The sequence below is a fragment of the Shewanella sp. VB17 genome (genome assembly GCF_013248905.1).
Taxonomy (GTDB): Bacteria; Pseudomonadota; Gammaproteobacteria; order Enterobacterales; family Shewanellaceae; genus Shewanella.
Window position 1 is genome coordinate 4,105,692 of record NZ_JABRVS010000001.1, and the last position, 26,654, is coordinate 4,132,345.

Annotated in this window: 18 protein-coding genes and 1 pseudogene; 8 read left to right on the forward strand and 11 right to left on the reverse strand. The window is 40.5% G+C overall.

What is annotated here, in order from left to right:
* Window positions 1-55 precede the first annotated feature (55 nt).
* Window positions 56-1,375: a branched-chain amino acid transport system II carrier protein gene (brnQ, locus tag HQQ94_RS17770; protein ID WP_173296705.1), complete on the reverse strand. Its 1,320-nt coding sequence runs from the start codon at window positions 1,373-1,375 to the stop codon at window positions 56-58.
* 499 nt (window positions 1,376-1,874) lie between these two features.
* On the opposite strand from brnQ, the gene HQQ94_RS17775 reads away from it, so the two are divergent.
* From HQQ94_RS17775 to HQQ94_RS17795, 5 genes are all read left to right on the forward strand, one after another.
* Complete coding sequence (locus HQQ94_RS17775) at window positions 1,875-2,597, forward strand: tRNA1(Val) (adenine(37)-N6)-methyltransferase (RefSeq protein ID WP_173295672.1); 723 nt, start codon at window positions 1,875-1,877, stop codon at window positions 2,595-2,597.
* 394 nt (window positions 2,598-2,991) lie between these two features.
* Complete coding sequence (gene srmB, locus HQQ94_RS17780; protein WP_173295673.1) at window positions 2,992-4,215, forward strand: ATP-dependent RNA helicase SrmB; 1,224 nt, start codon at window positions 2,992-2,994, stop codon at window positions 4,213-4,215.
* 192 nt (window positions 4,216-4,407) lie between these two features.
* Entirely contained in the window at window positions 4,408-5,625 is a 1,218-nt protein-coding gene (locus tag HQQ94_RS17785) for an efflux RND transporter periplasmic adaptor subunit (protein WP_173295674.1), read from the forward strand.
* Window positions 5,625-8,786, forward strand: coding sequence for an efflux RND transporter permease subunit (locus HQQ94_RS17790; protein WP_173295675.1), 3,162 nt, complete (start codon window positions 5,625-5,627; stop codon window positions 8,784-8,786). Before HQQ94_RS17785 ends, HQQ94_RS17790 begins: the two co-directional genes overlap by 1 nt.
* Window positions 8,787-9,011: 225 nt before the next feature.
* Complete coding sequence (locus HQQ94_RS17795; RefSeq protein WP_173295676.1) at window positions 9,012-11,228, forward strand: PAS domain-containing protein; 2,217 nt, start codon at window positions 9,012-9,014, stop codon at window positions 11,226-11,228.
* Between the two features lie 45 nt (window positions 11,229-11,273).
* Here HQQ94_RS17795 and HQQ94_RS17800 read toward each other — a convergent pair whose 3' ends face one another.
* Together HQQ94_RS17800 and HQQ94_RS17805 are read right to left on the reverse strand one after the other, a co-directional pair.
* Window positions 11,274-12,659, reverse strand: coding sequence for a hypothetical protein (locus tag HQQ94_RS17800; RefSeq protein WP_173295677.1), 1,386 nt, complete (start codon window positions 12,657-12,659; stop codon window positions 11,274-11,276).
* Between the two features lie 634 nt (window positions 12,660-13,293).
* Window positions 13,294-14,313: a hypothetical protein gene (locus tag HQQ94_RS17805; protein ID WP_173295678.1), complete on the reverse strand. Its 1,020-nt coding sequence runs from the start codon at window positions 14,311-14,313 to the stop codon at window positions 13,294-13,296.
* 428 nt (window positions 14,314-14,741) lie between these two features.
* On the opposite strand from HQQ94_RS17805, the gene HQQ94_RS17810 reads away from it, so the two are divergent.
* Window positions 14,742-15,785: an IS110 family transposase gene (locus HQQ94_RS17810; protein ID WP_173295679.1), complete on the forward strand. Its 1,044-nt coding sequence runs from the start codon at window positions 14,742-14,744 to the stop codon at window positions 15,783-15,785.
* Window positions 15,786-16,329: 544 nt separating this feature from the next.
* On the opposite strand, the gene HQQ94_RS17815 is transcribed toward HQQ94_RS17810, so the two are convergent.
* The 8 genes and pseudogenes from HQQ94_RS17815 to HQQ94_RS17855 form a co-directional block, all read right to left on the reverse strand.
* Window positions 16,330-16,773: a hypothetical protein gene (locus tag HQQ94_RS17815; RefSeq protein ID WP_173295680.1), complete on the reverse strand. Its 444-nt coding sequence runs from the start codon at window positions 16,771-16,773 to the stop codon at window positions 16,330-16,332.
* 9 nt (window positions 16,774-16,782) lie between these two features.
* Window positions 16,783-17,448, reverse strand: a pseudogene (locus tag HQQ94_RS17820) (RHS repeat-associated core domain-containing protein); the annotation flags it as partial.
* A gap of 193 nt (window positions 17,449-17,641) precedes the next feature.
* Window positions 17,642-17,833, reverse strand: a complete 192-nt coding sequence (locus HQQ94_RS23135; RefSeq protein WP_173296707.1) for an RHS repeat domain-containing protein — start codon at window positions 17,831-17,833, stop codon at window positions 17,642-17,644.
* A gap of 83 nt (window positions 17,834-17,916) precedes the next feature.
* Entirely contained in the window at window positions 17,917-18,444 is a 528-nt protein-coding gene (locus HQQ94_RS17830; protein WP_173295681.1) for an SUKH-3 domain-containing protein, read from the reverse strand.
* A 25-nt stretch (window positions 18,445-18,469) separates the two neighbouring features.
* Window positions 18,470-19,018 carry an SUKH-3 domain-containing protein gene (locus HQQ94_RS17835; RefSeq protein WP_173295682.1) on the reverse strand — a complete coding sequence of 183 codons (549 nt, stop codon included), beginning with the start codon at window positions 19,016-19,018 and terminating at the stop codon, window positions 18,470-18,472.
* 16 nt (window positions 19,019-19,034) lie between these two features.
* Window positions 19,035-19,427 (reverse strand): hypothetical protein, encoded by a 393-nt coding sequence (locus HQQ94_RS17840; protein ID WP_173295683.1) that lies wholly within the window; start codon window positions 19,425-19,427, stop codon window positions 19,035-19,037.
* 9 nt (window positions 19,428-19,436) lie between these two features.
* Window positions 19,437-24,254 (reverse strand): RHS repeat-associated core domain-containing protein, encoded by a 4,818-nt coding sequence (locus HQQ94_RS17845; RefSeq protein WP_173295684.1) that lies wholly within the window; start codon window positions 24,252-24,254, stop codon window positions 19,437-19,439.
* Between the two features lie 446 nt (window positions 24,255-24,700).
* Window positions 24,701-25,489, reverse strand: a complete 789-nt coding sequence (locus HQQ94_RS17855) for a thioesterase II family protein (RefSeq protein WP_173295685.1) — start codon at window positions 25,487-25,489, stop codon at window positions 24,701-24,703.
* Window positions 25,490-25,800: 311 nt separating this feature from the next.
* Between HQQ94_RS17855 and HQQ94_RS17860 the strand changes: the two genes are divergently transcribed.
* Both HQQ94_RS17860 and HQQ94_RS17865 read left to right on the forward strand, forming a co-directional pair.
* Window positions 25,801-26,055: a DUF2960 domain-containing protein gene (locus tag HQQ94_RS17860; protein WP_173295686.1), complete on the forward strand. Its 255-nt coding sequence runs from the start codon at window positions 25,801-25,803 to the stop codon at window positions 26,053-26,055.
* Between the two features lie 2 nt (window positions 26,056-26,057).
* Window positions 26,058-26,582: an RDD family protein gene (locus HQQ94_RS17865; protein ID WP_173295687.1), complete on the forward strand. Its 525-nt coding sequence runs from the start codon at window positions 26,058-26,060 to the stop codon at window positions 26,580-26,582.
* Window positions 26,583-26,654 lie beyond the last annotated feature (72 nt).

The following is a 26,654-nucleotide window of genomic DNA, read 5'->3' on the forward strand; positions in this document are numbered from 1 at the left end:
GCAGTCTCAACGAGACTACGCCTTATCTTATATCAACTTAATGAAAAATGATTATCTAAGAACTCAATAATGGATCAGAATTTGGTTTTTTAACCAATAAGCAAACCACGATGGTTAAACCCGTTGGTAACAACCATGCCATTCCTTCATTGTGTAAAGGCATAAAGTCAATCAGGCCCATATCGAACCCGGCCGCCTTTAGTCCATCAATCACACCAAACACCAATGCGACACTTAACACGATACGATGAGAAAATTCAGGCATTGAGAATTTTTTCGTTAAGAAAGTCACCGCAACAAGTGCCATTGCAACAGGATAAATGGTATAGAGAACAGGCACACTAATGCTGATCAATTCCGCTAAACCGACATTGGCAACGATCCCACAAATAAGGCTGATAATGATGACAAATGCACGATACGACAAACTAGGAATAAGCTCATTGAAAAACTCAGAACAAGCCGTAACCAAACCAATAACGGTTGTTAAACAAGCTAGAGTGACCACAGCCGCTAATAAGAACTGTCCAAACTCACCAAATTCACGATTCACATAATTAGTTAAAATCACCCCGCCATTATCAGCACCAATCGCAATATCACCTGCTGTAGCCCCTAAGTAGAAAAGAGAAATATAAACAAATGCTAGTCCTGCTGCAGCAACAAAGGCTGCTCGGATTAAATATTTAGTTTGCTCTTTACTATCACTCACCCCTTTGCGGCGTAAGACATCGATGATCAACATCCCAAAGATAAGTGACGCTAACGTATCCATGGTATTGTAACCTTCTAAAATACCTTTAGTTAATGGACTTGCTTGATAATCGCCTACCGCTTGGCCGACTTCTGTCGCCGGAACCATAAACACCGATGCAGCAAGCACAACCAACAGTGACAACATGATAGGTGTTAATACTTTACCTACGTAATCAAGTAATTTACCAGGATAGAGTGCCAATAACATCGCTACACCAAAGAAGATTAATGAATAAAGTAATTGAGAAATATTAAGCGCTATCCCCGCCAGCATAAAGGTCGAATTACTGTCGGCTAGAAAAGGTTTTAATCCCATCTCATAAGCCACCAGTCCTGCACGAGGCGCCGCAAAAGCTGGACCAATAACAATGTAGATAGCAATAGCGAAAATAGTCGCAGCTAATGGCGGCAGTAATCCCATGATCTTACCATTTGCCTTGGCGACAGCAATTAAGGTTATCAAGGGTAAAGTTACCGCAGTGATTAAAAAGCCAATCATGGCCAGACTCATATTCTCACCAGACAAGAAACCTGCAAGTGGTGGAAAAATTAAATTACCCGCACCTAAAAAAAACGCGAAGGTCATAAAACCTAAGCCCAAAGTGTCAGTGATCGTCATTTGTGTTTTTTGCACTTTTTACCCCATCTTTATTTTTATCATTCTCAAGCCATCACACTGAACATTAATTAGGTATGTATTATTCAGAGTAAATCAAAGTGTAAACATATGTTTACACTGGTCCGTGGTCAATTCAGTCGAGATTTGTCGAGTTTACAAACAAAAATACAAAACACGCATGTTTAGATTGTGTAAAACTGAGCGACCTCCTTTAAAACCTGTATAAATACGGGTTAAGGGCGCATACTATTACCAAATTTGACGCCAACTTACAAGTCCAGGTATCATAAAGACCACATATTAACACTTCAAGAAAACAAACAAGCCACAAACAAAAACAATGACCCTCAAAAGAAAACCAAAAACCTCAAAATAAACAATAAAAGTAAACAATAAACTAACAACCCAATCCACTGCTCCAAAATACATCTCTTTGATTCGCAGTAGTCGATTTTTTAACGTATCATCGCATTAATGTAAATCTGTAAAAATCTTCCTGATGGCCTTTACCTTTAAACAATTTCATATTAACGATCACGGTTGCGGTATGCCCGTTAGTACTGACGCAGTACTACTTGGCGCATGGGCACCATTGACACAAGCTAAACATATTTTAGACATAGGTGCGGGCAGCGGCTTGCTCAGTTTGATGGCGGCGCAGCGAAGTGAAGCCGACCTCACTTCGATTGAACTTGACGGTATTGCTGTCAACGCATGCAGTCAAAATTTCAACGCATCTAAATGGCAGAGTAGATTTAATCTGCTACATACCAGTGTTCAAGAATTTAGCGCAACTCATCAAGCTAATACCAGCATTAAATTCGATCACATTATCTGCAATCCCCCTTATTTTAAAGGCGGCACCCAATCCAATGATCGACTTAGAGCTCAAGCAAGGCACACGGATACATTGAATTTTCACTCGCTCCTGCAGGCAATCACTCAACTATTAACCCCCACAGGTACCGCAAGTTTAATTTTACCCTCTCAAAGCATGCCGCCTTTTAAGGAAGAACTAGACCGCTCAACTTTATTCATAGAACAATTGACTGACATTCGCGATTCAGATTTAAAAGCCCCTCATCGTCATCTATTTACTCTCAGACATAGCGCGATTGGCAGTCAATCACAGACCAAAACTAATTTTTGTATTAAAAAACTAGACGGTCGTTATACAGAAGAAATGATCACACTTATAACCGATTTTTACCTAAAATATTAACTCATTTACTGCCTATAAATACTCAAACTACCTCAAGATGCAGAATTCAGCGTATCTAGAGGTGACAGAGTTCAAGCGCCTTAATTCATGCCGCATGAACGGCATTCCAACCTTTGATGGATATGGGAAATGTCTTATTTTGTATAGCACAAAATAATCCATGATGGCCTCATTCAATATTTTACAACCAAGAAATACGATGCGATTAAAAAGGTACGCTCAATCAATGAAGGTGGAATCATGCAATTTGGAGACATCAAAAAACCACAATGTTGTATCGTATCAAAACAAATTGAATGATTTTTTATTTTAAATGGATATTTTCAATACTAATGATTTAAGTTAGTTCGATTAACCTTTATAATGTGGCGCTATTATTTATTGAGAGCTGCACATGCAATTTGAAGACTTCCTGCTTGACCCTATATTATTAGCGTCATTGAAAGCCATGGGCCACCTTAAGCCTACGACTATACAACAACAAGCGATCCCATTGGCCATGGATCAGCGGGATATTCTTGCACGAGCACCGACAGGAACAGGAAAAACCGCCAGCTTCTTATTACCAGCTCTTCAACATATTATTGACTTTCCACGCCGATTTTCAGGTCAAGCACGCGTCGTTATTCTTACACCAACCCGTGAATTAGCCAGCCAAATACACAGGTATGCCTCTCATCTGGCTTATGAGTTAGATCTCAACACCGTCATTATTACCGGCGGAGTCCCTTATGGCCCACAGGAGGAAGCATTAAAAGGTAATGTTGATATTCTTGTGGCAACCCCTGGTCGCTTAATGGAGTATCTAGATAAAGGGTTATTTAACGCAGAAGAAGTGGAAATACTGGTAATAGATGAAGCAGATAGAATGCTCGACATGGGCTTCTCAGCTGCTGTTGAAACCATCGCAATTGAATCTGTTGGCCGTAAACAAACCATGCTTTTTTCTGCGACATTAGAAGGCAGCGATGTAGGCCGTTTCTCTCATCAACTGCTTACAGATCCTGCAAAAGTTGAAGCTGAAGCACCTCGTAGTGAGAAAGCTAAAATTCACCAATGGATCCATATTGCCGATGATAAAGAGCATAAATTTAAGCTCTTATGCAGCATTCTACAACAAGAAGATACTAAGCGAGCCATCGTGTTCGTTAAAACTCGTGAATCTGTAGCAAGTCTAGATGGGCTACTCCAAAAAGCAGGCATTACCTGTAGCTTTATGCGTGGTGATATGGAACAAAAACAACGCTTTCAAGCTCTTGGTCGTTTCAGCAAAGGAGAGGTCAACGTATTACTTGCGACGGATGTTGCTGCACGTGGAATCGATGTCGAAAACATCACTCATGTGATTAATTTTGATATGCCAAGGTCTGCTGATACTTATGTCCACCGCATAGGCCGTACAGGTCGTGCTGGTGCTAAGGGCACCGCCATTTCTCTTGTCGAAGCACATGACATTCGCGTTGTGGGTAAAATTGAGCGTTATTTGGACCAACCACTTAAGCGTCGTTTTATTAAAGATCTTAGGCCTAAGAACAAGGAAGCGAAACCACCAGGAAAGAACAAAGTTAAACCGACTGACAAGACCTTTAGCAAAAAAAACAAAAAAAAGAAAAAGTAAATCGACTTAAAATTTAACTCTATTTCTAATAGCCGCTGATAGCGGCTTTTTTTTGCTAAAAAATGACCAAATAAAGGTCATTTTTTAGCAACAACACACTTAAATCATTTTAGACGTAAAAAAATTTTATCAAACCCCTCTACTCTGTTAAGTTAACCGGAGATCAAAATTTTAACATCGAGCAGAATAATCATGATAACAATAATACTCAGAAGGTTAGCTCCCCTCTATATTCTGGTTTTTTTCAGTATTGCTGCTTGGCTTCTCATTAACACTAAAAAAGAGCCAGAGCAAAAAGATGAAACAAAATTAGTGCCTATCGTAGATGTCATTAAAGCTGAACTAAAAACAGTCTCTTTAAACCTTCCTTCCTATGGTGTCGTCACTCCTAAGAATAAAACCCAACTGGTTACCGAAGTAAAAGGAAGGTTGCTGATTATTTCTCCAAATTTTGTCGCCGGTGGTGTCGTTAAAAAAGGCGAAAAGCTGGCTGTCATTGAACCATCGGACTATGAAGCAGATCTCAGTCAGGCTCAAGCAACTTTAGCTCAAGCAAAAGCAGCGCTCGAAGAAGAAGTCGCTCGTGGTGAGGTCGCTAAAAATGATTGGAAAGGTTATGACCTAGGCCTACCACCAGAGCTGGGATTACGTTTACCTCAATTAAAAAAAGAACAAGCTAACGTAAAGTTTGCTGAAGCAGCAATGGCTCGTGCTCAGCGAAACCTAGAAAGAACAATTATTAGCGCTCCTTTTGAAGGGATTATAAAAATTAGAAATGTCGATTTAGGCCAATATGTCGCACTTGGCACTAACTTAGGAGAGCTCTACGATACCCGTATTGCTGAAGTCCGTTTACCCCTTGCCAATAATGACCTTGCTTACTTGGAGTCAGTAGATAAACCTGATACTCAAGTCACCTTTAGTGCCTCTCTTGCAGGAAAAGAGATGACATGGACAGGCAATATCGTTCGCAGTGAAGGGGTAATAGATACCGAAAATCGTATGGTCTATCTGGTCGCAGAAATTAATGATCCGTACCTAAAAAAGATGAAGAAAAAAGGGCAACTCCCTCTCAAATATGGCAGTTTTGTCACCGCAGTGATCAAGGGGCGTACGGTCAGTGGCATTGTGAAACTTCCACGTCATATTGTCCATAATGGTCATGTCGCTGTGGTATCTAACAGTAATACTATTGAACTACGTGAGGTCAATATTATTAGAACCGATATAAACAATGTTTACATTAAAGATAGCTTACAAGATGGTGAACGTATCTCACTAACAAAGCTGGCAAATATGACCTCTGGCCAACAAGTCACAATCTTAAGTAAAGTCAGTGAAAACAGCATTAAAATCAATGAAGATGAAATAAAATCAGAGCAAAATACAGCCACTATGGATGTTCAATAATGGAACAACAAAAAGGAATAATGGCGTGGTTTGCCAACAATACAGTTGCGGCAAATTTACTTATGGCCTTCCTTATTTTAGGAGGATTATTCAGCAGCTTTTTTGTTATTAATAAAGAAATTTTTCCATCCTTTGAATTAAACTACTTACAAATAACTGTTGCTTATCCAGGCGCTGCACCTCAAGAAATTGAAGAGGGGATAAACATAAAAATTGAGGAGTCTATTCGCGATGTTGATGGCATAAAAAAGATAACTTCAGTCGCCAGTGAAGGAGTAGGTGAAGTCACTATTGAAGTACAAGACAACTTTGAAGCACAAGATATTTTAGATGAAATCAAGCTCAGATTGGATGCCATTGCCACCTTTCCAGATAATATCGAAAAACCTAATATCTTCCGTATTAAGCCGGAAAATAATGTTATTTGGGTGTCAGTTTATGGCAATCTTGATTTACATGAAATGAAAGAGCTAGCGAAAAGTATTCGAGAAGGCATTACCTCTCTTCCTTCTGTTACCCGAGCCAAAGTCACAGGTGTACGTGATTACGAAATAGGCATTGAAGTCTCTGAAGATAAACTTAGAGAATATGGTCTCAGTTTTTCTCAAGTAGCTCAAGCGGTTCAGAATTCTTCTATCGATCTCCCTGGTGGAACAATTAGAGCACAAGATGGGGACATACTACTACGAACCAAAGGTCAGGCATACACAGGGGACGATTTTGCTAATATTCTGGTGTCTACTCGTCCAGACGGTAGCAGAGTGATGTTGCCACAAGTCGCCACAATTAAAGATGACTTTGAGGAAAGACTAGAATATACCCGCTTTAACGGTAAACCCGCTGCGATGATAGAAGTCAGCAGTATTGACGATCAAAATGCACTGGATATTTCTGCTGAAGTCAATAATTACATCGCGCAACGCCGCACCACTCTTCCTGCAACAGTACAAATTGATACTTGGGGAGATCTCACCCATTACCTCAAAGGTCGATTGAACATGATGCTATCAAACATGTTCTATGGCGCTATTTTGGTGTTTATCATTCTCGCGCTATTCCTCGATATTAAGCTCGCCTTCTGGGTTATGATGGGACTGCCAGTGTGTTTTTTAGGGACAGCGCTATTAATGCCCATTGAGCCTTTTTCTATGTCGATTAATCTATTAACCCTATTCGCCTTCATTTTAGTACTGGGCATCGTCGTCGATGACGCCATTGTCATAGGAGAAAGTGCATACACTGAAACCGAGTTACACGGTCACTCTTTAGATAATGTGATTAAAGGGGCAAAAAGAGTCGCTATGCCAGCTACCTTCGGTGTGTTAACAACAATAGCCGCCTTTATACCCATGTTAATGGTCTCTGGCCCTCAAGGAATCATTTGGAAATCCATTGGCATGATAGTTATCCTCTGTTTAGCCTTCTCTTTGGTAGAATCAAAGTTAATCTTACCTGCTCATTTAGCGCATATGAAACCCAAAAAAAACCTGAAAAACCCAAATAAACTTGGCCAGTTAAAACGTAATTTCAACAATCATATTCAGCATTTTATCCATCATCAATACCGCCAATTTTTAACTACTTGCATTCAACACAGGTATAGCGTTGTAGCCGTATTTATTGGAGGACTTATTTTATCTCTCGCGCTTGTAATGAGTGGGACAGTACGCTGGGTTTTCTTTCCAGATCTACCTTCAGATTTTATTCAAGTTCATTTGGAAATGGAAACGGGGAGTTCAGAAGAAAATACTTTAAAAGTCGTTAAAGATATTGAAGATGCCCTTTATTCTATGGATCAAAAAATAACCGACGAAATGGGATATTCAGTCGTTAAGCACAGCTTTATTGATATGAAATCACGCACTTCTGCCTTTATCCTTGCAGAGCTAACAAAAGGCGAAGATCGTGATGTCGATGGTATTAAAATCGCCAGTGTCTGGCGTGAATCTTTTCCTGAATTTCTATCGGTTAAAAAATTAAGCATCGATGCCAGCACCAATGATGCAGGCGGTGATATCTCATTTAGGCTGTCCTCAAATAATCTAGAACAGCTTGCACAGGCCTCATCAGAACTCAAGCATAAACTAAAAACCTATGAAGGCATCGATGATATTTCCGACAATGATTCATCAGGAAGCCAAGAGATCCGCCTTACTATTAAACCCGAAGCTGAAGCACAAGGATTAAGCTTATCAGATCTGGCAAGTCAAGTTCGCTATGGCTTCTACGGCTTCGAAGCTCAAAGGATATTGCGTAATAAAGAAGAAATAAAAGTCATGGTTCGCTATCCTCTCGATCAACGCCGCTCTGTTGGCCACCTTGAAAATATGATGATCCGCACACCAAATGGTATATCTGTTCCTTTTTCTGCAGTCGCTGAAATTGAACTCGGTGATTCTTATTCATCAATCACCCGTGTTGACGGGCGTCGAGCCATTTCGATCATCGCCAATGCAGACAAAGATAAAATAGAGCCTTCTAAAATCGTCACTGAAATTCAGGAACAATTTATTCCCTATTTAGAAAGTCAGTATCCTGAAATTTCAACAAGTTTAGATGGGGGAAGTGCGGATGAACAAAGTGCATTAATTAGCTTGATACAAGGTTTCTTATTCGCACTATTTGCCATTTACGCCTTAATGGCCATACCATTAAAATCTTATAGCCAACCATTAATCATCATGGCAGTGATCCCATTTGGTATCATTGGTGCAATCTTTGGTCATTTGATTCTGGGTCTAGCTCTCAATATTCTCAGCTTATGCGGTATTATTGCACTCGCTGGAGTTGTCGTAAATGATTCGCTCATTTTAGTCGACTTTGTCAACCAAGCTCGCGCCAAAGGCATGTCAATAGCACAAGCAGTTATTGACTCTGGTTGCTATCGTTTCCGTGCGATTATTTTAACGTCATTAACGACGTTTGTTGGACTTATTCCTATTCTTTTAGAAACAAGCTTACAAGCTCAAATTGTTATTCCTATGGCAACCTCACTCGCATTCGGTATTTTGTTCTCTACTGTCGTAACCTTAGTATTGATACCACTACTCTACATCATACTCGATGATACTAAACAGTTATTGTCATGGTTAATCAAAGTACTACAAAGTTTATATCAATGGTGGTGGCAACCAAAAGATAAAAGCTCACTACCTCGTTAAACATCCACTTTTAAAGAATAACGAATATTTATAAACATTTACACAACCTAAATACAGCATAAAACAAACAAAAAACAACTCAAAAATAAAATAAACGAGCCAGAAAAATAACCAGTTAGCATAATAATTATGCTAATTATCATTAGGTTGTATCAATTTAACTGACACTGTTTGTATAGTAAATTTGTGTTAATATGTCGCTCAAACAAACAACTTAAAACTTAGATGCCGACGCGAAAACAACCTCTTCTCATTTCAGCTCAAGGGATCCATTGGTCTCACCAGCGCTTGCTGGCGCTTGCTGTTCAGATATGCCTATTAGTTCTCAGTGTTATATTCCTCAGTAATGTCATCATTACCTTAGGAGAACGTCGACTGCAAGAAGACTGGGCAACTCAGAGATACAGTGAACTTCAGACTGTTGGAACCGTAATTGCAGATAAAGTGGCATTTCAGCAATTTAGTACTCAGGTATTTGCTAAATCGGAATTACTTAAACGCTATCTCAATGTCCCTAGCACGGAAAGAGAAGAAAAGTTGAAACAAAACTGGAAAATTATCAAAGATAATATACCAGAACTCCTTGATATGGCATTATTCGATCCTCAGGGACATTTTAAATTTGCCACCAGCGATAACTTTGGCCATAAGCCTCTTCCCCCTGCACTACTCGGTGCCTCACGTAATATGGGAGGCAACGAAATCTACACATCGCCACTCGAATTTAGTCCAATAAACGGCAAACTACAGCCTTACATGTATCAACTCGCTTGGCTTGAAAATCCAGATCAAAGCATCAGAGGATATCTGGTTACTTACCATTCAATGTCAGAAATATTAAAAAATATAAAACCAGCTTATTCTAGCAATCCATCTCCTCTACTTATGTTTGATACACAGGGGCTCCTTTATGCAGGAGCTGAATCTCGTACTTCATTACAAAGAGTGCCGGACACAATAGGAGGAAGCCTAAGACAAAGTTATCCCGCACTTTGGCGAAAAATGGCAACCAGTAACTTCGGCCAGTTTCATGGAGACAACGCAACATTCGTCTATCTTAAGGTCGAATTAACCACCCAATACGAAACTCGTCGAGAATACTTACTTGTTTCATACATACTTAACAATGAAATTGCAACACACTTTTATCAATGGCGAAGCATACTTATCATAGGCGCATTGATTTTAACCATCCTAGCCTCTTTACTTATATTTATCAGTCACCTTTACAGGCTAGAACAAGGATCCCATAAATACAGTATCGAACTCGCTAGTCGCTTATTTCATCGGAATGTCGGTTGTATCATCGTCAATGACAATAGTCGTGTTGTCTCAGCAAACAAGAAAGCAGCTAAACAATTAGGCTTACCTAAAGATGAACTGCTCGATCGCAGTTTACAAAGACTTTTACACCTCGAAAATGATGAATATACAGATATCATACTGCATGTTTTGCAACATGGTGAATGGAAAGGTGAGTTTAACTCAGGAACTGATAATCAGGCACAATTAACCGCTCACATCAAAACTCAACATAATTCAGTAAAAACGAAACAATACTTATTAATCACTTTTGAAGATGTCAGCGAACTAAATAGTGCTAAAAATGATGCTTATATTAACCATATGCTTAATGGTAGCGCAGTAGCAACAGCACTTATTCATGCCGATGGTAAGCTGGTGCGCACTAATCAAGCTTTTGAGGAACATTTTCAAATACAACAAGGCACGACTCAATGCCTAACCGATATTTTAGATCACGACTTAGGCAATAAATGGCATCAAATATTGCAACAGATCATTCTTCAGGGTACTTGGAAAGGACAGGTACTGTGTTCACAAAATCATATTACCAGCAGCTGCCTTCAAGCAACCCTTAAGGGGTATCTTGACACCTCTGGTGAAATTGAATATATCGTTTGCACCTTTGAACAAGCTGTTCAAAAAGAATCCCCTTTAAAGCGTAGTAATATGGTACCGCACCGCACAACGGTATTAGTCAATCCTAGGGACTTAGAAAGCTACTTTAAGTCACTTTCTTCTACCAATAGAGAAACATCGAGTTTAATACTAATAGACATTACAGCAGAGAACATGCTGAGTCACATGAGTGATAGCAGTCAACTTGAAAATAGGCAGAAAGAAGTTGAGCTTCAAATCTTACATGATCTGCCGATTGGATATCAGATGTCCCATTGGCAGTTAGGTAAATTAATCATAATATTACCAAGTACAAATGCAGATGAAGCGCATCACTTCGCAATAAAATCAATGAGTAATTTAAAGGATATTGGCTTGAATGAGGGAATATGTATGGGTATTGCTGCTTATCAAACAGGACAAACGTTAGAGGAATACTTCAGCAATGCTGAAGTCGCCCTTAAACGAGCAAAGCAAACCGGTGAACAAATGATCTGCCAAGCATTCACTAGGCAAACATAGGAAATTTAAAAAGCAATACGAAAACACTAACGCGGTTATTGTAGATTAGTCTATGACAGTGATCCCATCAGGAAGATCACTTTGACTAATATCCACAATAGTAGAACGGCTCATGGTGATTTTGTATCTAGCATACTGCACCTCTTCTTTCCCATCTTTAAGCGCCAAAATCATATTAATCTGATAACGGCGCTCAACAGAATCATTACTGATCTTGCCCTCTTGTTCTTTATAAATTTTAGCCCTGCCCCGTTCTAAATAACGAGCAAATGGCGCTAAACTGAAGTTAACTTGCTCTTGAATTAATGTGTAGCCTGTTAAAAACTCTTTTTGAGTCACGCGAGTATGGAGCCCATAGTGCAGTACTTCAGCATCGAGTTTATTCTGAGTATGACGCCTCTGTAGTATATCAGAGACAGTATGAGGCAGTTCAGAAGGCTTGATAAAATCTAACCAAACTAACTGCCTAGCAATAGCCGTTTGACTTGTCGTATCCCTTAGAGTTCGACTCCACTTGGGTCGTCCCTTTTGAATGATACGCCATAATGCATTACGTATATCTTCTTTAAAAATCTCACGAAATCCATAAATCACCGCCAAGGTTAATACGAGTGCTATCGTTAAACCACTGAACACACCTTGAGCCTTAATAATTAACGCTGAGACAACAAGCATCACCATGGCAGTAGCAAAACCCGTTGTCATTTTTTTAAGGCCGGTACCTAAAGTCTTAATCTCATCTTTTAACACTACACCTTGCTGAATTAATCGCCTTAATAACAGCATTTTATTAGAGATACGATTAGGATCATCTTGAGTTTGTGATGAATTATATCGTCTCGAGTCGCGATGTTGAGCCTCTGCACGGCACTGAGCAACGACAGCATCCAACATCTCACTATACTCACTGCCTCTGGGCGCTCGTGACAGTAATTTAAGTAATTGCTGTTCACAAAACCAGGAGAGATAATTGTCAGCATTTTCAAAATAAGACTTCCACTTAGGATCACTTGGCTCATTACGACGAAACTTTTTTAAAAGTTGCGCAACCAATTCACTCAACTCAGTAAGGGCTTTAAAAAACTCTGTAGGTCCTTCAATCTGGCTAAGCTCCTTGCTGTCTGTTTCAATAGCGACAGCAAATTGGTAAGCAAAAAGATTCAGATAGAGCCTAAACTCCTCAACCGTACGCTTTTTCTGACTCGCAAAACGACTCTGCACTAAAGGAAGGTGTAAACCAGCTGAATAATAAGAACGACGCCCAGTGATCGCAGAATAATAATACTCTTCCTCGTTAAGACTATTAGAATCTATCCCCATCTCTTTAGGCAAGAAAAAGTAAAGATCAAGGCGCCTATTATCCCCCACTGTCATCTGGTGAATAAATTTGATTGAGAGAGATTCTTCCTGCTTAATGCGAATTTTAGACACTGGGCCCCTGAATATTTGCGAAGTTAAATCAGATAGTTATTTTTATAGCTCTCATTATAGCCCAAAAGCCATTGATTAAACGGAACCATGGTCGAATGTGAGAACGTTCGCTTAAAAAAACACCTAAAACACAAATAATCAGTCATTGTCATCATTGACATTCATGCTATTTACAATAGATATTTTTCGTCGTGCACAGCACTATTTAGCTAACACACACGACCACATAAGACATACTGGAAGTATTAATGCCATGGAGCACATGGAAGTGCTAAAATGGCCACCTCCAATCTTCTACCGATTGATCTCGGCGCACTGGGTCTGATAATTAATTTTCGCCTTGAAAACGCAGCGGATTATCGACTTCACTGACAATTTTCAGCGCCACGTCGTCGTAAGCTTGGTAACTCACCGACTAGACGATGTCGCCTTGCTCATAGGTAAGTTAAAGGTGGTAGCTGTGACCACCTTTAATGATGAATGTCTTGGTAATTTATGTCCACTATCTTGGGTGATGTCTTGATAATTTTCTATGAGCCGATGCTTAATCCACTATCTTGGGTGTCTTGATAATTTTGTTCTTTAGGGCGTCACCTAAATAAGCCTCCGGCTTTGCCGGAGGTAAGTGAACTTCTTAGCCTGCGATGATGCCTGAGGCAATTAGTGAACCACATGCACCCAAGATTATAGTTAATGTCGTTGAACCCAAGAATAAATATAAATTTTTTCTATTTTTCAATGATGAATTTTTAACAAAATTCTCGTCGGCACCAGAAAAGTGTATATAGGACTGTTCATAGATTCTATCTAGGCTTACTTCTGCTTTACGCCCAAGAAAATGGCCCGTTTTATATGATAAAAAAGAAACAAGAAGTGAAGATAAAATAAATACACATATTGGTCGCAGGTCCATTGCCCCGTCTACGACAAAATGGTTAGAAAGTACGTAAGAATAATAGCTTGTAAGTCCTAAAAATGAATATTTGAACAATTTAGGAAAGTAATGAGACAACTCCCTAGAAAGCTTCAAAAAATTATTAGTATTATTTTTTTCGAGCCCATTATACCAACCTTTTAATACGCTCATTAGTGCATTGGCCACACCAACATCTATATAATCAATTGAGAATACGGCAGTCTTCATTCGCTCGAATTGATATAGAGGAATGTCACTTCCCATTGGGCCAAGCTCTTCTTTAATTCCCTCAATCTTTGCAATTCTAGAGACAAGGGTTACGCTACTTTTGTACTCTTGAGGACGTTGAGTTTTTGGCAAAATTATTAAGAGATTATATTGAATATTAATAGATTCTACGGCACTTCCTTTGCATTCTGCATGTAGCTTTAGCCTATCGAGTGAACTATACCTTTCTGAGGAATCATCTACGTATTTAACTGAATAAATCTCATTTGATGAACAAATATTGTACTGCTCAGTAAATTGATATACACGGTGATGCAGCTGCTCAATGTTGCTCAATGTAAGAACAAAAGAGTCATTCTCGCGCTCCTTTAATTTTTCAGATTTACCCGTAATTTCATTGTAAAAATCTTGGGCTAGTTGGAAACTAATTTGTGATGCAGCATTGCCATCTCCCATGATGACAACTTCTGGGTCCCCATCAGCTACGTCAATATTAACAATATCGTTCATAAAACTTCCTTTTTATATGTGTGAAAGACTAACAGCCTTATTGAACATAGTTAACAATTCCATCACCCATAAGTTTAAATAAGATACCCCCTCCTCCTTTAATAACACCTGCAATATCTCTGAATAAAGTAAAAAGTGAGCTATTAATTTTGATAGCCTTTAGTGTTATTGTCACATAGACGCTGCAATTACACTAAGTGAACACCCATAATATTTTTAACATATCCTTGTGGTTATAATATGTCCATAAGCCTTATGGACTGTCTTAACCATTTTGCTAAACGGTATAACCAAGACATCCATAATTGTGTCATAAACGGAAAGTGCCAATTAATCCACTATCTTGGGTGATGAGATGGACGCTCCCTAATTCGGCGTCAATGCGCCAAACTGATATTGACCATTCAGTTACATAAGGAGCGTCCACTATGAAAGTTACCACTATTGCGATTGATCTTGCAAAGAATGTATTCCAAGTACTTGGAATGACTGCAGATGCTAAAAAAGTCTATAACAAACGGCTGAACAGAAATCAGCTTAAAGAGCTGCTATGCAACACGCCTGCTTGTACTGTGGTTATGGAGGCCTGTTATTCATCCCACTATTGGGGCCGTGTCGGTTTACAATTTGGTCATAACGTTAAGTTGATACCCGCTCAACATGTTACCCCATTTGTTCGCGGGAATAAAAATGACAGTAACGATGCATTAGCTATCTTTGAAGCAAGTTCAAGACCTAATATTCGTTTTGTGCCAATTAAGTCAGAGGCCCAGCAAGAGGTCTTGATGATGCACCGAATAAGAGACCGGTTAATCAAACAGCGTATCGCTTGTACCAATCAAATTCGAGGGTTATTGGTTGATTTTGGCTTTGTTTTCCCACAAGGTTTTACCGCTTTTGAACAAAACATCTGGGATATTATCAATGACAGTGAGCAGAGACCTTTACTCAGATATCTCCTCAACCAAGTTTATGATGAATACTTGCAAATAACTAAGCAACTCAAAGACCTCAATAAGTTGATAAAACAGAAGGTAGAGCAAACCGAAACAGGACAGATACTGCTCAGCATACCGGGTATTGGTCATGTAATAGCCTCCGCTTTTGAAGCTTGTATCGACAAAGGCCAGGCTTTTAATGGCCCTAAAGAACTCGCTGTCTGGCTTGGGCTAACACCGAGGCAATATGCCTCAGGAAATAAAAGCCAGATTTATGGTATTACTAAGCGTGGTGACAGCTATTTACGGAAACAACTCATCCATGGGGCGAGAACTGTTGTCAGTCATGCACACAAAAAAGATGATGCACTCAACCAATGGATAACCCAATTAAAAGCGCGAATAGGCTTTAATAAGACCGCAGTAGCGACAGCACATAAACTGGCAAGGTTGATGTGGATATTATTGAAAAAACAAACACGTTATCAAGCACAAATCGGCCAAACGGCAGAGATAATATTGTGCGTCCGATAATGTTAACGGTATCGACTATCAAGCAAAGCTCGTTCAAGACAAGGGCCTGTACTGAGCCCGACTGGGTGTAGTGAGCACTTGATAGTCACCTCTTAGAGAAGTGGTTAAATTGATGACAAAAGACTCAGTTCATCCTGCATAAACCCGTTAGAGACAAGGGTAAATAACCCGACTGGGTGTATTTTATTTTTGGGTGTGTAGGTACGGAATTCATCAGGGGCGCATTTTCTCTAAAAAGAGAACGTGTTAAGCCCGCCTCTTACTGTAACAAGAAGGTCAGCACTATCGCTTAAAGCGAAAAGAGTCCGTCAATACACACATAACGAGAGGCCATAGCTAACAGAGAAACCAAGGTAAAAAACACCTTGGCTAGATGAGTATTACCTTGACTAACCGGGAGCGTCCATATATGTCTTGATAATTTTGTTGATAGCGGGATAGGGAGCTAAAGGTGGTCGCTGTGACCACCTTTAATTGTGGATGTCTTGGTTATTTTTGGGTTGTTTTTGGTTTTTTTTTGTTGATAATTTACTTGTTCGATAGATTATCTACTGATTTGATAACCAATCCCCTCACAGAATACTTGCTGCCCATTAACTTTTAAGCTATTTAAAGATTGAACAACGAAGATTGATTTTTTTTCAAGCTTTTCATCTGATTTTAATATGTAGCCAAGAAACTCTGAACTAAGCTCTTCAGTTATTAGCTGGCAAAACAACTCTAAATCAGTATCTAAAATTTTTTTCAACTCTGGAAATCCTGCATTTTTAATTCTTAGATAAACTCCATTTAAATATTCGTCAGGATCGGGGTCATCTGCTTCTCTTTCCATAAAATCATTAAAGTATTCTGAGAATCTTTCTAAGATACTTTCAAAACTTACATATAAAGAATATCTAATTGATTCATCTTCAGAAATGGGTTTTCCAAACCCTACTTCGTTAACCTTAACAAAGAAATCATTTATATTATCGTTTGTTATCTTCATTCTAATTCCTTACATTCCAGGTGGAACAAGCGTAATAGTGCCATCTGGCTTTAGAGAAATATACCCAGATGGCCCAAATGGCTCTCCTGCTCTTGAAGGTGGAAAATCTCGTATCCCTGAACGTTGGAAGAATTCTTGTGGTGAATCAATTTTACCACTAGGTGGTTTATTACCAGAAAATATTTTAATTCCTCTTTCAGACATAAGCTCCCCAGCTTCATCGAAAGAATTTAATATTCTATCTATTTGGCTGTTTTTCATCTTTACATTGAAGCCAATATCTAAATCACTATCTAATCTAAATTCGCCTTTACCGAAGAAACTTTTTACTCGACTTCCACCAAGCACAACTTCTACAGGCTTTCTGGGATCAAACGCTGCTTCTAGTAATGCTGTAGCTTGTTTATTGCTCATACCTGGAACCATGTCAGTTAAGTGTGATACTTGTTCAGCTAAACCATCAGTATTGATGATAGTTGGAGAAGTAATAAACTTGTTTGGAACTATTTTCTCTTTTTGCCCCTTCCCACTCCCCGGACACTCAACCTCACACTGCATCAGCCCTAACGGATCCACCCACCCCGTTGGGTTCTTCACATATTGATAGTTATTCAGTCCGCCTGCAAGCCCTATCGGATCGGGTGTGATAAATCGGCCTGTGTTGGGGCTGTAATAACGGTGCCTGTAGACTCTTTACCCAACGAATGGTCATCCCGTCTCATGGTCAAAGTATTGGCCTTGAAAACGCAGCGGATTATCAACTTCATTGACCGTTTGCAACGCGACGTTACCATAAGCTTGGTAACTGACCGACCAGACGATGTCGCCTTGTTCATAGGTAAGTCAAAGGTGGTAGCTGTGACCACCTTTAATTGTGGGTGTCTTGATAATTTTCTCTGACCTCAGACTCTGTTAATAGCTTATCGCCTTGCCAGATAAAGTCGGTGCTGTGGCCGCGTTTGTCGGTGACGGTTTTGTTGATGCGGCGGCCGTACACATCGTAGCGGTAACGGCTGTGGCTGCCACCGGGTTTGCGTACCTCGATGAGCCGATGCTTAATCCACTATCTTAGGTGTCTTGATAATTTAATTCACTGGTGTCTTGATAATTTTTTTAAATAATTTACCCATTAATTTTACTATCTTAATTGTTTTCTTTCACATAATTCCAAGACAAAAACTCTGAATTACCTAGCCAACCTTTCACCTTATCAAATTTATAACCCGTTTTTTTATTCTTGTATCCATAATAAGTTTCACAATTGTCCCCAATAATTAACCAACAGCGACGCTCATTAAAGCAAACGGCATCAATAAACTCTTCAAGATTATCTCCTAAAAAGCTTAATTCATCCCCAGCATGATAAAATCGTCCATATTGATCTATGACAATAACACCAGAATACTCATTCATATGCCCAATTGGATAAAAGTCTAATTCTAAACCAGTATCTTCTATATCATCATCAAAATCATCTAGATATGCTTGATGAACGATAAATTTTCGACTGTAATCTTGATCATTACATCTTATAGTTAGCCCATTTAAATTTTGTATAACCGCTTTTACCTTCTCGGGCAGATCTTTGTCGCTTAAATACTGAGGAAGAGATACTTTTCTATCACTTGACCAACCAGATTTTTTTAATAATTTTATGTTCTTAGAAATCATTATTATGAGTGCTTTAATTATTTAGCTAGATTTTAACCAGCCCTTCATCCTTATGAAAAACCCATTCTGTTTCTTCCTCTGAATTGCAGTAATAAGTTCTTCTATAGCCACTTTCTATATATGAAAGATCAATGTTTGGGATTGAATCGGGGAAATCTATCGCTATTCCCGAGCGATTTTTTAAAACAACAATATCTACAAAATCAAATATGTTTTCTCCATAGTATATAAGATTTGAATCAGCAAAAAAGAACCTTGCCTTATGGTCTAGCATTAAATAACCACCATATTCTGACATTTCTCCCAACGGATAGAATTGTAAATCAAGTCCAATATCCTCTTGAAACTCCTCTACAAGTTCATCAAAATGACTCAAATACTTTTCACTTATGTTTAAATAGCGCATCATTCCAGTCTTACTTTCTAATGTTAGACCATATAGATTTATCAAAACATTTTTAACAGCTGTTGGAAGATCATATTTCAGATATGCATCAGGTAAAGTTACAGCACGCTCAGCAGACCAACCAGCCTTAGCTAAACAAGATGAAATTTCATCACTACAATCCAACATTAGTTATCTAGTACACTTAAACATCAACACAGATTCCCTCGATACTAGATATACAAATGTTTTTTGCACTCGCAATTATGATTTTTTTTTGGTCATCATCTTTAATTTCTATTTTAACATTTGGTATAGCACCAGATATTTCAATATTACAGATGCCTGTATACTTTTCCCCTATTGAAGGCTCCTCATTAATATGCAGTATATCTACAACAAAACCGACAGCATTATACTCCTTATTTTTCCACCTATCTGGAATAGTCTGCTCTTCCAAATAAGAAAAACACCTCAACTTACATGAATTGCCCGAAAAAGCCATATATTCCAAGAATACTTTTTTAGGAAAGTCGTATGATTTAAAAATATAAAACCATTTCATATCTTGATCAGTCGCTTCAATCCATCTCATCATTCTTCGCCCTTATTTAAATACATAATGTAATGCAACACTTTTTCTTGGTAATGTTCTATTTCTATGAGCGTTTCCTGTTATCTCATCATATTCCCTTACATTAAAATGAGGTTTTTCAGAAGCCGAACCTGGAAAATCACTATGACCCAAGCTGTGTTCTTGTATAACAACTTTTTCATCATATATATTTGTAAAGTGATATTCTCTAGTCTGTATTTTTTTATAACTTTCGTCTAACATCGGTATGCCTGATGCATCCGTGAGTTCTACATTTTTGACTTTAGCTTGCGCACTCAATGGTATACCTGCATCTTTTTTGACTTGCCTAAATGCTTCTCGTCTAGTTTCAAAATATTTATCTGGTCTTTTCCATTTCTTCCCCGGACACTGAACCTCACACTGCATCAGCCCTAACGGATCCACCCACCCCGTTGGGTTCTTCACATATTGATAGTTATTCAGTCCACCTGCAAGTCCTATCGGATCTGGGGTGATAAATCGGCCTGTGTTGGGGCTGTAATAACGGTGGCGATTATAGTGTAGGCCAGTCTCATTATCATAGTATTGCCCCTGAAACCTTAAGGGGTTATCGACTTCATTGACCGTTTGCAACGCGACGTTACCATAAGCTTGGTAACTGACCGACCAGACGATGTCGCCTTGTTGGTTAGTGAGTTCTAATGGCGTGCCCAGTTGGTCGAGCTGATAGAAATAAGCTTGGCTGTTTTCAATCCCTTCACCTGTGATTAAGGCCAGCGGTTTAAAACTGCCATATTCGTACAAGTACGTTTGATAGCGTGGCTCATACGCTGCTTGACCCGCATTGGCTTGTGCTTTCCTGCTGGCTCGCGTGCTGACCTCAGACTCGGTTAATAGCTTATCGCCTTGCCAGATAAAGTCGGTGCTGGTGCTGTGGCCGCGTTTGTCGGTAACGGTTTTATTGATGCGTCTGCCATAAACATCGTAACGGTAACGAGCATGGCTGCCGTCGGGTTTACGTACCTCGATGAGCCGATGCTGACTGTCATAGCTGTAGTGTGTGATTTGCTGGCTGTCTTTGCCACGCCGCTCGGCAATAAGATTACCAAAGCCGTCATAGTCAAAGTGGCTGTCACCTTGAAAAAGTAGTTGATTGCCCTTAACGTTGACCCGCTTATCTTGCAGTAAATTACCCGCCGGATCGTGGCCAAACTGCTCATCGATGCCGCCGCGCACCTCCACTAATCTATCGAGGGGATCGTACTGGTATTGCGTCTCGCCGCGCTGACTGTCCTCAGTCTTGGTTAAGTTGCCTGCGCCGCTGTAATGATAACGTCGATGCAGTTTCTCATGGCCTTGCTGGCTGAGTCGGTGCTCGGCAAGCCGGCCCTGCTCGTCATGATAATAGCGACTATTGAGTGCCCCTTGCTGGCGGCTGACCTCTAAACCCGTCGCTTGGTATTCGTGTTTGCTAAGTTGGGCACCGTTGAGCGTAATCTCGCTCAGTAAACCGCGATTAAAGCCATAATCGATGCGCTGTCCGTCAGGCAGCACCATGTGGCTCATGCGGCCCATGTCGTCATAGCCATAACCTAAACTGGCCCAGCCTTGATGCTCTTCTATCAAGCGGCCACATAAATCATAGCGATACACTAACGGCCATTGACCATCATTGGCCTCTATCAAGCGACCCTGCTCGTCATAACGATAATCGATGTGCTGGCCATCGCTTAAGGTTTTGCCCGTCATATTGCCCAGCGGATCGTAAGCGTATTCGGTGCGTAACTCTACGGGTACGCTGGCTGCTAGGTCGCCATTAGCATGATGATCATGCTTGCAGTCGCTGGTGGCTAAGTGATGTACATTATGATTAGCATTGGCAGCGCGCTCGGTTTTGGCGATAAGTTGGGTGTGTTTGTCGTACTGATACAGGCATTCTCGGCCATCGAAACTCAGCTCTCGGCTCACATGGCCAGTAGGCGAATACTCTATCTGATAACGCTCACCGCGCTCGTTAACCACTTCACTTAAAAAGTTAAACGGATTGTCATAGCCATAATTGACTTGGCTGCCATCTGGGTTGATTTTACGGCCCAATAAATGCGACGACCCTTGATATTCATAGCGGGTGCAGCGCCCTTGCTCATCGGTAAACGAGGTGAGTTTATGATAAGCGTTATAGGCATAATGGCGCACTTTGCCACCTGGCAGCACTTGCTTAGTCAAGCGCCCGCCTAAGTCATAGTGCATTTCAGCAATGCCTAAACTGTCTTGACGACGGCGCAAGCGGCCCAAAATGTCATAACGGTAGCGGATAACCTCACCTTGCGGCGTGGTTTCATCAATCAGCTCGCCACTTAAGTTCCAGCTAAAGCTGTGCTCACTCTTGTCAAAATAACGGATAGATTTAAGCAAACCATGGTCGTTATAAGTATAATCAGTCACTTGCCCCATGGGATCGCACTGGCGGGTAATATTGCCATGGCCGTCACGTTGATATTGCCATACCGCCTTGCCTTGGCGCACCTTCACCAGCTCGCCATTTTTATAACTAAATTGGGTTGGCTCGCCATTGGGGGCGATTTTAGCCGTCATTTCACCCTGCTGGTTATACACCAACTGAGTGGTATTGCCCAAGGGATCGCTTTCACTGACCAAGCGCCCCTTGTCGTCATAACGTTTAAGGTATTCACCGCCGTCGGCATCGACTTCTTTTACCAGCCGCGCATTATCATCGTGCTGGTACACTTGGCTGTGACCCAAGTGATTGGTTAAGGTGACAGTGTTACTGCTGTCGTCCCATTCATATTGGGTATCGATATTTGGCAAATTACTGCATTGTCGCACCGCGCGTACCGACTTGCCTTCCCCTTGCCACAGCCAACTAAATTCAGCCCCGCCCGCCAAGGTGCGCGCTTGGATAACATGTTGCTCGTCATAGCGATAGCGCTCAGTGTCACCCAGCACGTTCGTCGCCGCGATAAGCTGCTGAGCCTCATTGTATTGGTAACTGATCTGCGTGCAGATAAACACCCATTGCTCATCGTCTTGGACGGTTTTTTTATGGTACAGCTCAACGTGAGAAATTAAATGGGCCAGCTCATCATCACCATACACCAGCGCAAAACGCAGTCCCGACTCGTTGGTAATACTGACAACTTGGTTGTCCTTATCACGGCCGATCACTAAACGATGATCGTATTTATCGCTGATTTGGGTGAGCAGTCCTTGTGAGGCCGCATTGATATCGCCTCCCATAGCAAAGTGATAATACAGCCCGGCCTCACTTTGAATAATGATGCTGTGCTCGCCACCAAAAAAGGCCGCCGCGCCCGCCATGCGATTGGTGATTATGGGTAAGTCTTGGCTCGGTTTAGGCAGTCGAATTTGGGCGCTTTCACTGTTGTGCCACACAATTTCGTCACCCTCAACACTGAGGCGATGGGATAAATTATGTGACCAACCAAAGCCTAAGCCATGATTCGACTCCACCGCACTGGTGCGATAAAGGCGCGTCCACTCAAAGGGCAATAACCCCGGTAACTGGCCATCTTGCAATGACAATAACTCTTCGCCAGTGGCCATGGAAATAGGATCTTTATCACACTTCGTTTTCTCAGCCTCTTGGGTCGGCTTATCATTGGCATTCTTGGCCACTTTGCCTTCATCGGGAATTTTACTGGCGACCTTCAGCTCACTTTGCACCACATTTTCGGTTTTAAGCAGCAAGGTGCCATTTTTGGCTTTGCCTAACTTATTGCCATTGACCGCCACCAACTTGAGGCTGTCCGATGAACCTGTCATCAGTTTTTCAGCTAAAGCAAACACCTCTTCCAGTGACTCTTCGATAAGAATATAGAGCCTGCCTAAATATTTTTTAAGTTTTGTGCCTATTTTAATAGAGAAATACGCCAAGCCAACCACTGGCGTGGCAACCAGTGAAATGACCACACCACCCAGAATAGCCAATAATACATTGGCCAACACATCACCGGTTAAACTCGCCAGCTCATTAAATATCTCGTTTAATGGCAACATCGACAGATACAAGACTGCAGCACGAGAGAATAAATACAAGCCAGCTTCGTCCGAGGCAAATAACAAGGCTTTGGCAGCCAAGTCTGGCGCCGCCTTAATGGCACTGACGACATCATTGCCCACATCTGCTATCAGGGCTAAGGCTTTTTCAGGATCTTGCAATAGTTCAAACAACTCACCAATGCCATCCCACAGCGCGGTTAAGGCATCCCATATGCCATCAGCAAAGCTTGCGACCATGTCTAAGGCGAGCGCTGACGCTGAGGTGCTAAAATATTTTTCCCACTGAGGTTTAAAACCCTGCCATTTACCTTCAAGCCAGGCAAGCAGATCGGCATTAATGGCGTCATAATGGCTAAATAAGGTATCCATGTCCGCTTGAGTGACTTGGTGATCCACAGTCACCGTATACTCCTTGCCGGGAGTGAGGTCGGCCACACTCGCCTTACCTTGTGCATCGAGCATCACTTGACGTTTTGCTTCACCACTGGTCTCTAACCACACAGGAATATTACCAAGGGGTACTTCTTGGGTAGATTCAAACGCGCTTTCAATCTCTAATATACCGTTTAACGGGCATTTAACCTCAACACTATAGTCATCATCATTGCTGCCTACCGTGGTCGATTGATCACCCGCTTTGAGGGTTTTGTCCATACCAACCAAAGAGCGAATATCGGCGGCTTCGCTCACTGCATCGGCAGCATTAAAATACCAGCTATCAATTTCGGTACGATATTCAGTTAATAGCTCAGGAAAGAGACTCATTTGCTTATCGATATAGTTATAAAACTCCTGCTTATCGCTCATCGATCATTTCCTTCAACAAAAATGTCCCCGACAGGATCGGCGGTAAAGGCTCCAGCTGTGATGTGGCCCTGGGTCTCACCTTTGATGGCGATATAACATGGTGCTGGCATTGCAATTCCTTTTGTTAACAGTTAATTAACGATACACGTCGTCGCGATAGACATAGTATAAAGCAAGAATAACGCCAACTAGTTAAGATGTTGAATTTAAATAATAAGATAAAATAGGTAATATTGGCTGGGCCATATATGGCCCAGAGCTGAGCAAGATCTGGCCCAGCGAGCAATAAGTGGCCCAGCTTTTTGATTTAAAAGCGTATAAAAAACAAACTAAGGATTAATTTTTAACCACACCGTATACAGTGGGAGAAGCGATGTTACTAAAATGTGCATTTTTAACCGATGAATTTGTCACCTAAGATCTCATCATAATATCATTACTGATTATCAGGAGCTCATCGCACATGAACTGTCGTTTTTCACCGATTTGGTCGTTAACTCCAGTATATTGCTAACCTGTTGCAATACTAGATCCCTATGGCTATCGATAAAAAAGTGATCACCTTTAAGTAAAGTTACCTTTTTTTCTTGTGTAAAAAAATCTCCCCAACTTTCTAATGTCTCGAAAGTAATGGTATCATCTTCACCTCCAAGTACCGTCAAATCGACAGCATACTTGTCATCTTCTTGATAACAATATCTATCCGATATTTCAAAATCAGCTCTTAGTAAAGGTAAAAAAAGTTCCATCAGCTCTTTATTCTCCAATACCGCTTTAGGGGTACCGTTTAACTCTTCCAATTCTTTAATAAATTCATTATCAGGTAAATGATAGACTGATCTTTTTATCGATTTAAGATGCGGGCCTCGACTTCCAGAAGCTATAAAATGCTTCGGTAATGTTAGTCTTAATTTATTTATTTGGCTCATTAGCTCAAATGCGATTCGGCTGCCTAAACTATGACCAAAAAGAACATAAGGCTTATCAAGTAAAGGAGGAATAAATTTAATCAATTCTTTAATCAACAAATTCATATCAGAATATGCAAGTTCACCCATCCTAGCACCACGACCAGGCGCTTGTATGATCACAACTTCAGTGTTGGCAGGTAAAGCCTTAACCCATTGCATAAATACTTGAGCGCTTCCACCAGCATAAGGAAAACAAATAAGAGTCAACGTTGAGTTGGGGTTAGGCTTAGGGATCACAAACCAGTCATTATTGTATATATTCATTATTATTATTAGCTTTAACATTCATATGTAACAAAATAATATCATAATAGCTTTAACATTATCATTTATGCAGGCTTACTCAACACTTTAATCGCACAAGACAATATACAAGTCATATTTGATTGGCATGAACATCATATCTTATCATGCTTGCTATTAAGTGATGATCTTGTAAAACAAGCGGCAGGTGAACCTTAACCCCTGAATATTTCAGACGCTAACTAGAGCAAAGGCATCTCAAATAACGTATTATGTCTTATTCAAGCTAATGAAAGTTTAGCTCCGTATTTAATGATTAGTTAGAGAACATTATGGCTCGTAGAATTACCTACAAATACAAGAAACAGGCTAAAGAGATAAACTTTGCCTATGACAAGTTTAATAACATACATGAAGCTGTTGCAGCAGCCGAGGGAGTTGACCTCACTCGCTACCACATGATGGAACAGCAAGTGGTGATGACATCAAAAGGTAAGTCTGCAGCTCGAGATTTTCGAGATAAAGAATTTACAAAAATGGGGTTTACCGATATCTATTACATTAAAGATGATCCTAAAGAGAACTAACCATGAAGAAAAGTTCAAGGCCAAATAGTGAACATGCAAATTGTCCTCGTGCAGGATTCTTTCGCCGTTGCGGTGCTATCACGTATGATTTATTACTCGCCGTTGCCGTTTATATGATCGCTGGTGCCATTGGATTTGGTGCTTTTACTGGCTTAGTTTACTATGATGTTATCGATATGGGTAATACTCAGCATGTATCCGATTTACTCAATCAAACGCCTTTATACAAGGCGATATATCAATCTTGGATAGTACTATGTGTTAGCCTGTTTTATATCGCTTTTTGGAGCCATGGCGGACAAACATTAGGCATGAGAGCTTGGCGATTGAAGGTACAACATCCTAATGGACAAAGCCTGAGTTTTATTACTGCATCAGCACGAGTGATCTGGTCACTACTTGGTATCGGAAATCTGTGGATCTTAATTAATGGTGATAAACTTGCTTTACAAGATATGATGACTCGCTCTGAAGTCGTTGTTCTCTCTAAAGCAGCGAACCAAATGCGCAACTGGCACGGGGTATAATCCCCGTCGCATCCTAAAGGCTTTGAGCAACAACGGCTTTAAAGCCTTTTACTCACACAAGATAACGTTATT

Excerpts from the sequence above, each read along its gene's own strand:
- HQQ94_RS17830 (WP_173295681.1), bottom strand. The coding sequence starts at position 18,444 with ATGATTTCTAAGAACATAAAATTATTAAAAAAATCTGGTTGGTCAAGT.
- HQQ94_RS17855 (WP_173295685.1), bottom strand. The coding sequence starts at position 25,489 with ATGAATATATACAATAATGACTGGTTTGTGATCCCTAAGCCTAACCCC.
- HQQ94_RS17790 (WP_173295675.1), top strand. The coding sequence starts at position 5,625 with ATGGAACAACAAAAAGGAATAATGGCGTGGTTTGCCAACAATACAGTT.
- HQQ94_RS17845 (WP_173295684.1), bottom strand. The coding sequence starts at position 24,254 with ATGAGCGATAAGCAGGAGTTTTATAACTATATCGATAAGCAAATGAGT.
- HQQ94_RS17785 (WP_173295674.1), top strand. The coding sequence starts at position 4,408 with ATGATAACAATAATACTCAGAAGGTTAGCTCCCCTCTATATTCTGGTT.
- HQQ94_RS17775 (WP_173295672.1), top strand. The coding sequence starts at position 1,875 with ATGGCCTTTACCTTTAAACAATTTCATATTAACGATCACGGTTGCGGT.
- HQQ94_RS17835 (WP_173295682.1), bottom strand. The coding sequence starts at position 19,018 with ATGTTGGATTGTAGTGATGAAATTTCATCTTGTTTAGCTAAGGCTGGT.
- HQQ94_RS17795 (WP_173295676.1), top strand. The coding sequence starts at position 9,012 with ATGCCGACGCGAAAACAACCTCTTCTCATTTCAGCTCAAGGGATCCAT.
- HQQ94_RS17865 (WP_173295687.1), top strand. The coding sequence starts at position 26,058 with ATGAAGAAAAGTTCAAGGCCAAATAGTGAACATGCAAATTGTCCTCGT.
- HQQ94_RS17805 (WP_173295678.1), bottom strand. The coding sequence starts at position 14,313 with ATGAACGATATTGTTAATATTGACGTAGCTGATGGGGACCCAGAAGTT.
- brnQ (WP_173296705.1), bottom strand. The coding sequence starts at position 1,375 with ATGACGATCACTGACACTTTGGGCTTAGGTTTTATGACCTTCGCGTTT.
- HQQ94_RS17815 (WP_173295680.1), bottom strand. The coding sequence starts at position 16,773 with ATGAAGATAACAAACGATAATATAAATGATTTCTTTGTTAAGGTTAAC.
- srmB (WP_173295673.1), top strand. The coding sequence starts at position 2,992 with ATGCAATTTGAAGACTTCCTGCTTGACCCTATATTATTAGCGTCATTG.
- HQQ94_RS17840 (WP_173295683.1), bottom strand. The coding sequence starts at position 19,427 with ATGATGAGATGGATTGAAGCGACTGATCAAGATATGAAATGGTTTTAT.
- HQQ94_RS17860 (WP_173295686.1), top strand. The coding sequence starts at position 25,801 with ATGGCTCGTAGAATTACCTACAAATACAAGAAACAGGCTAAAGAGATA.
- HQQ94_RS17810 (WP_173295679.1), top strand. The coding sequence starts at position 14,742 with ATGAAAGTTACCACTATTGCGATTGATCTTGCAAAGAATGTATTCCAA.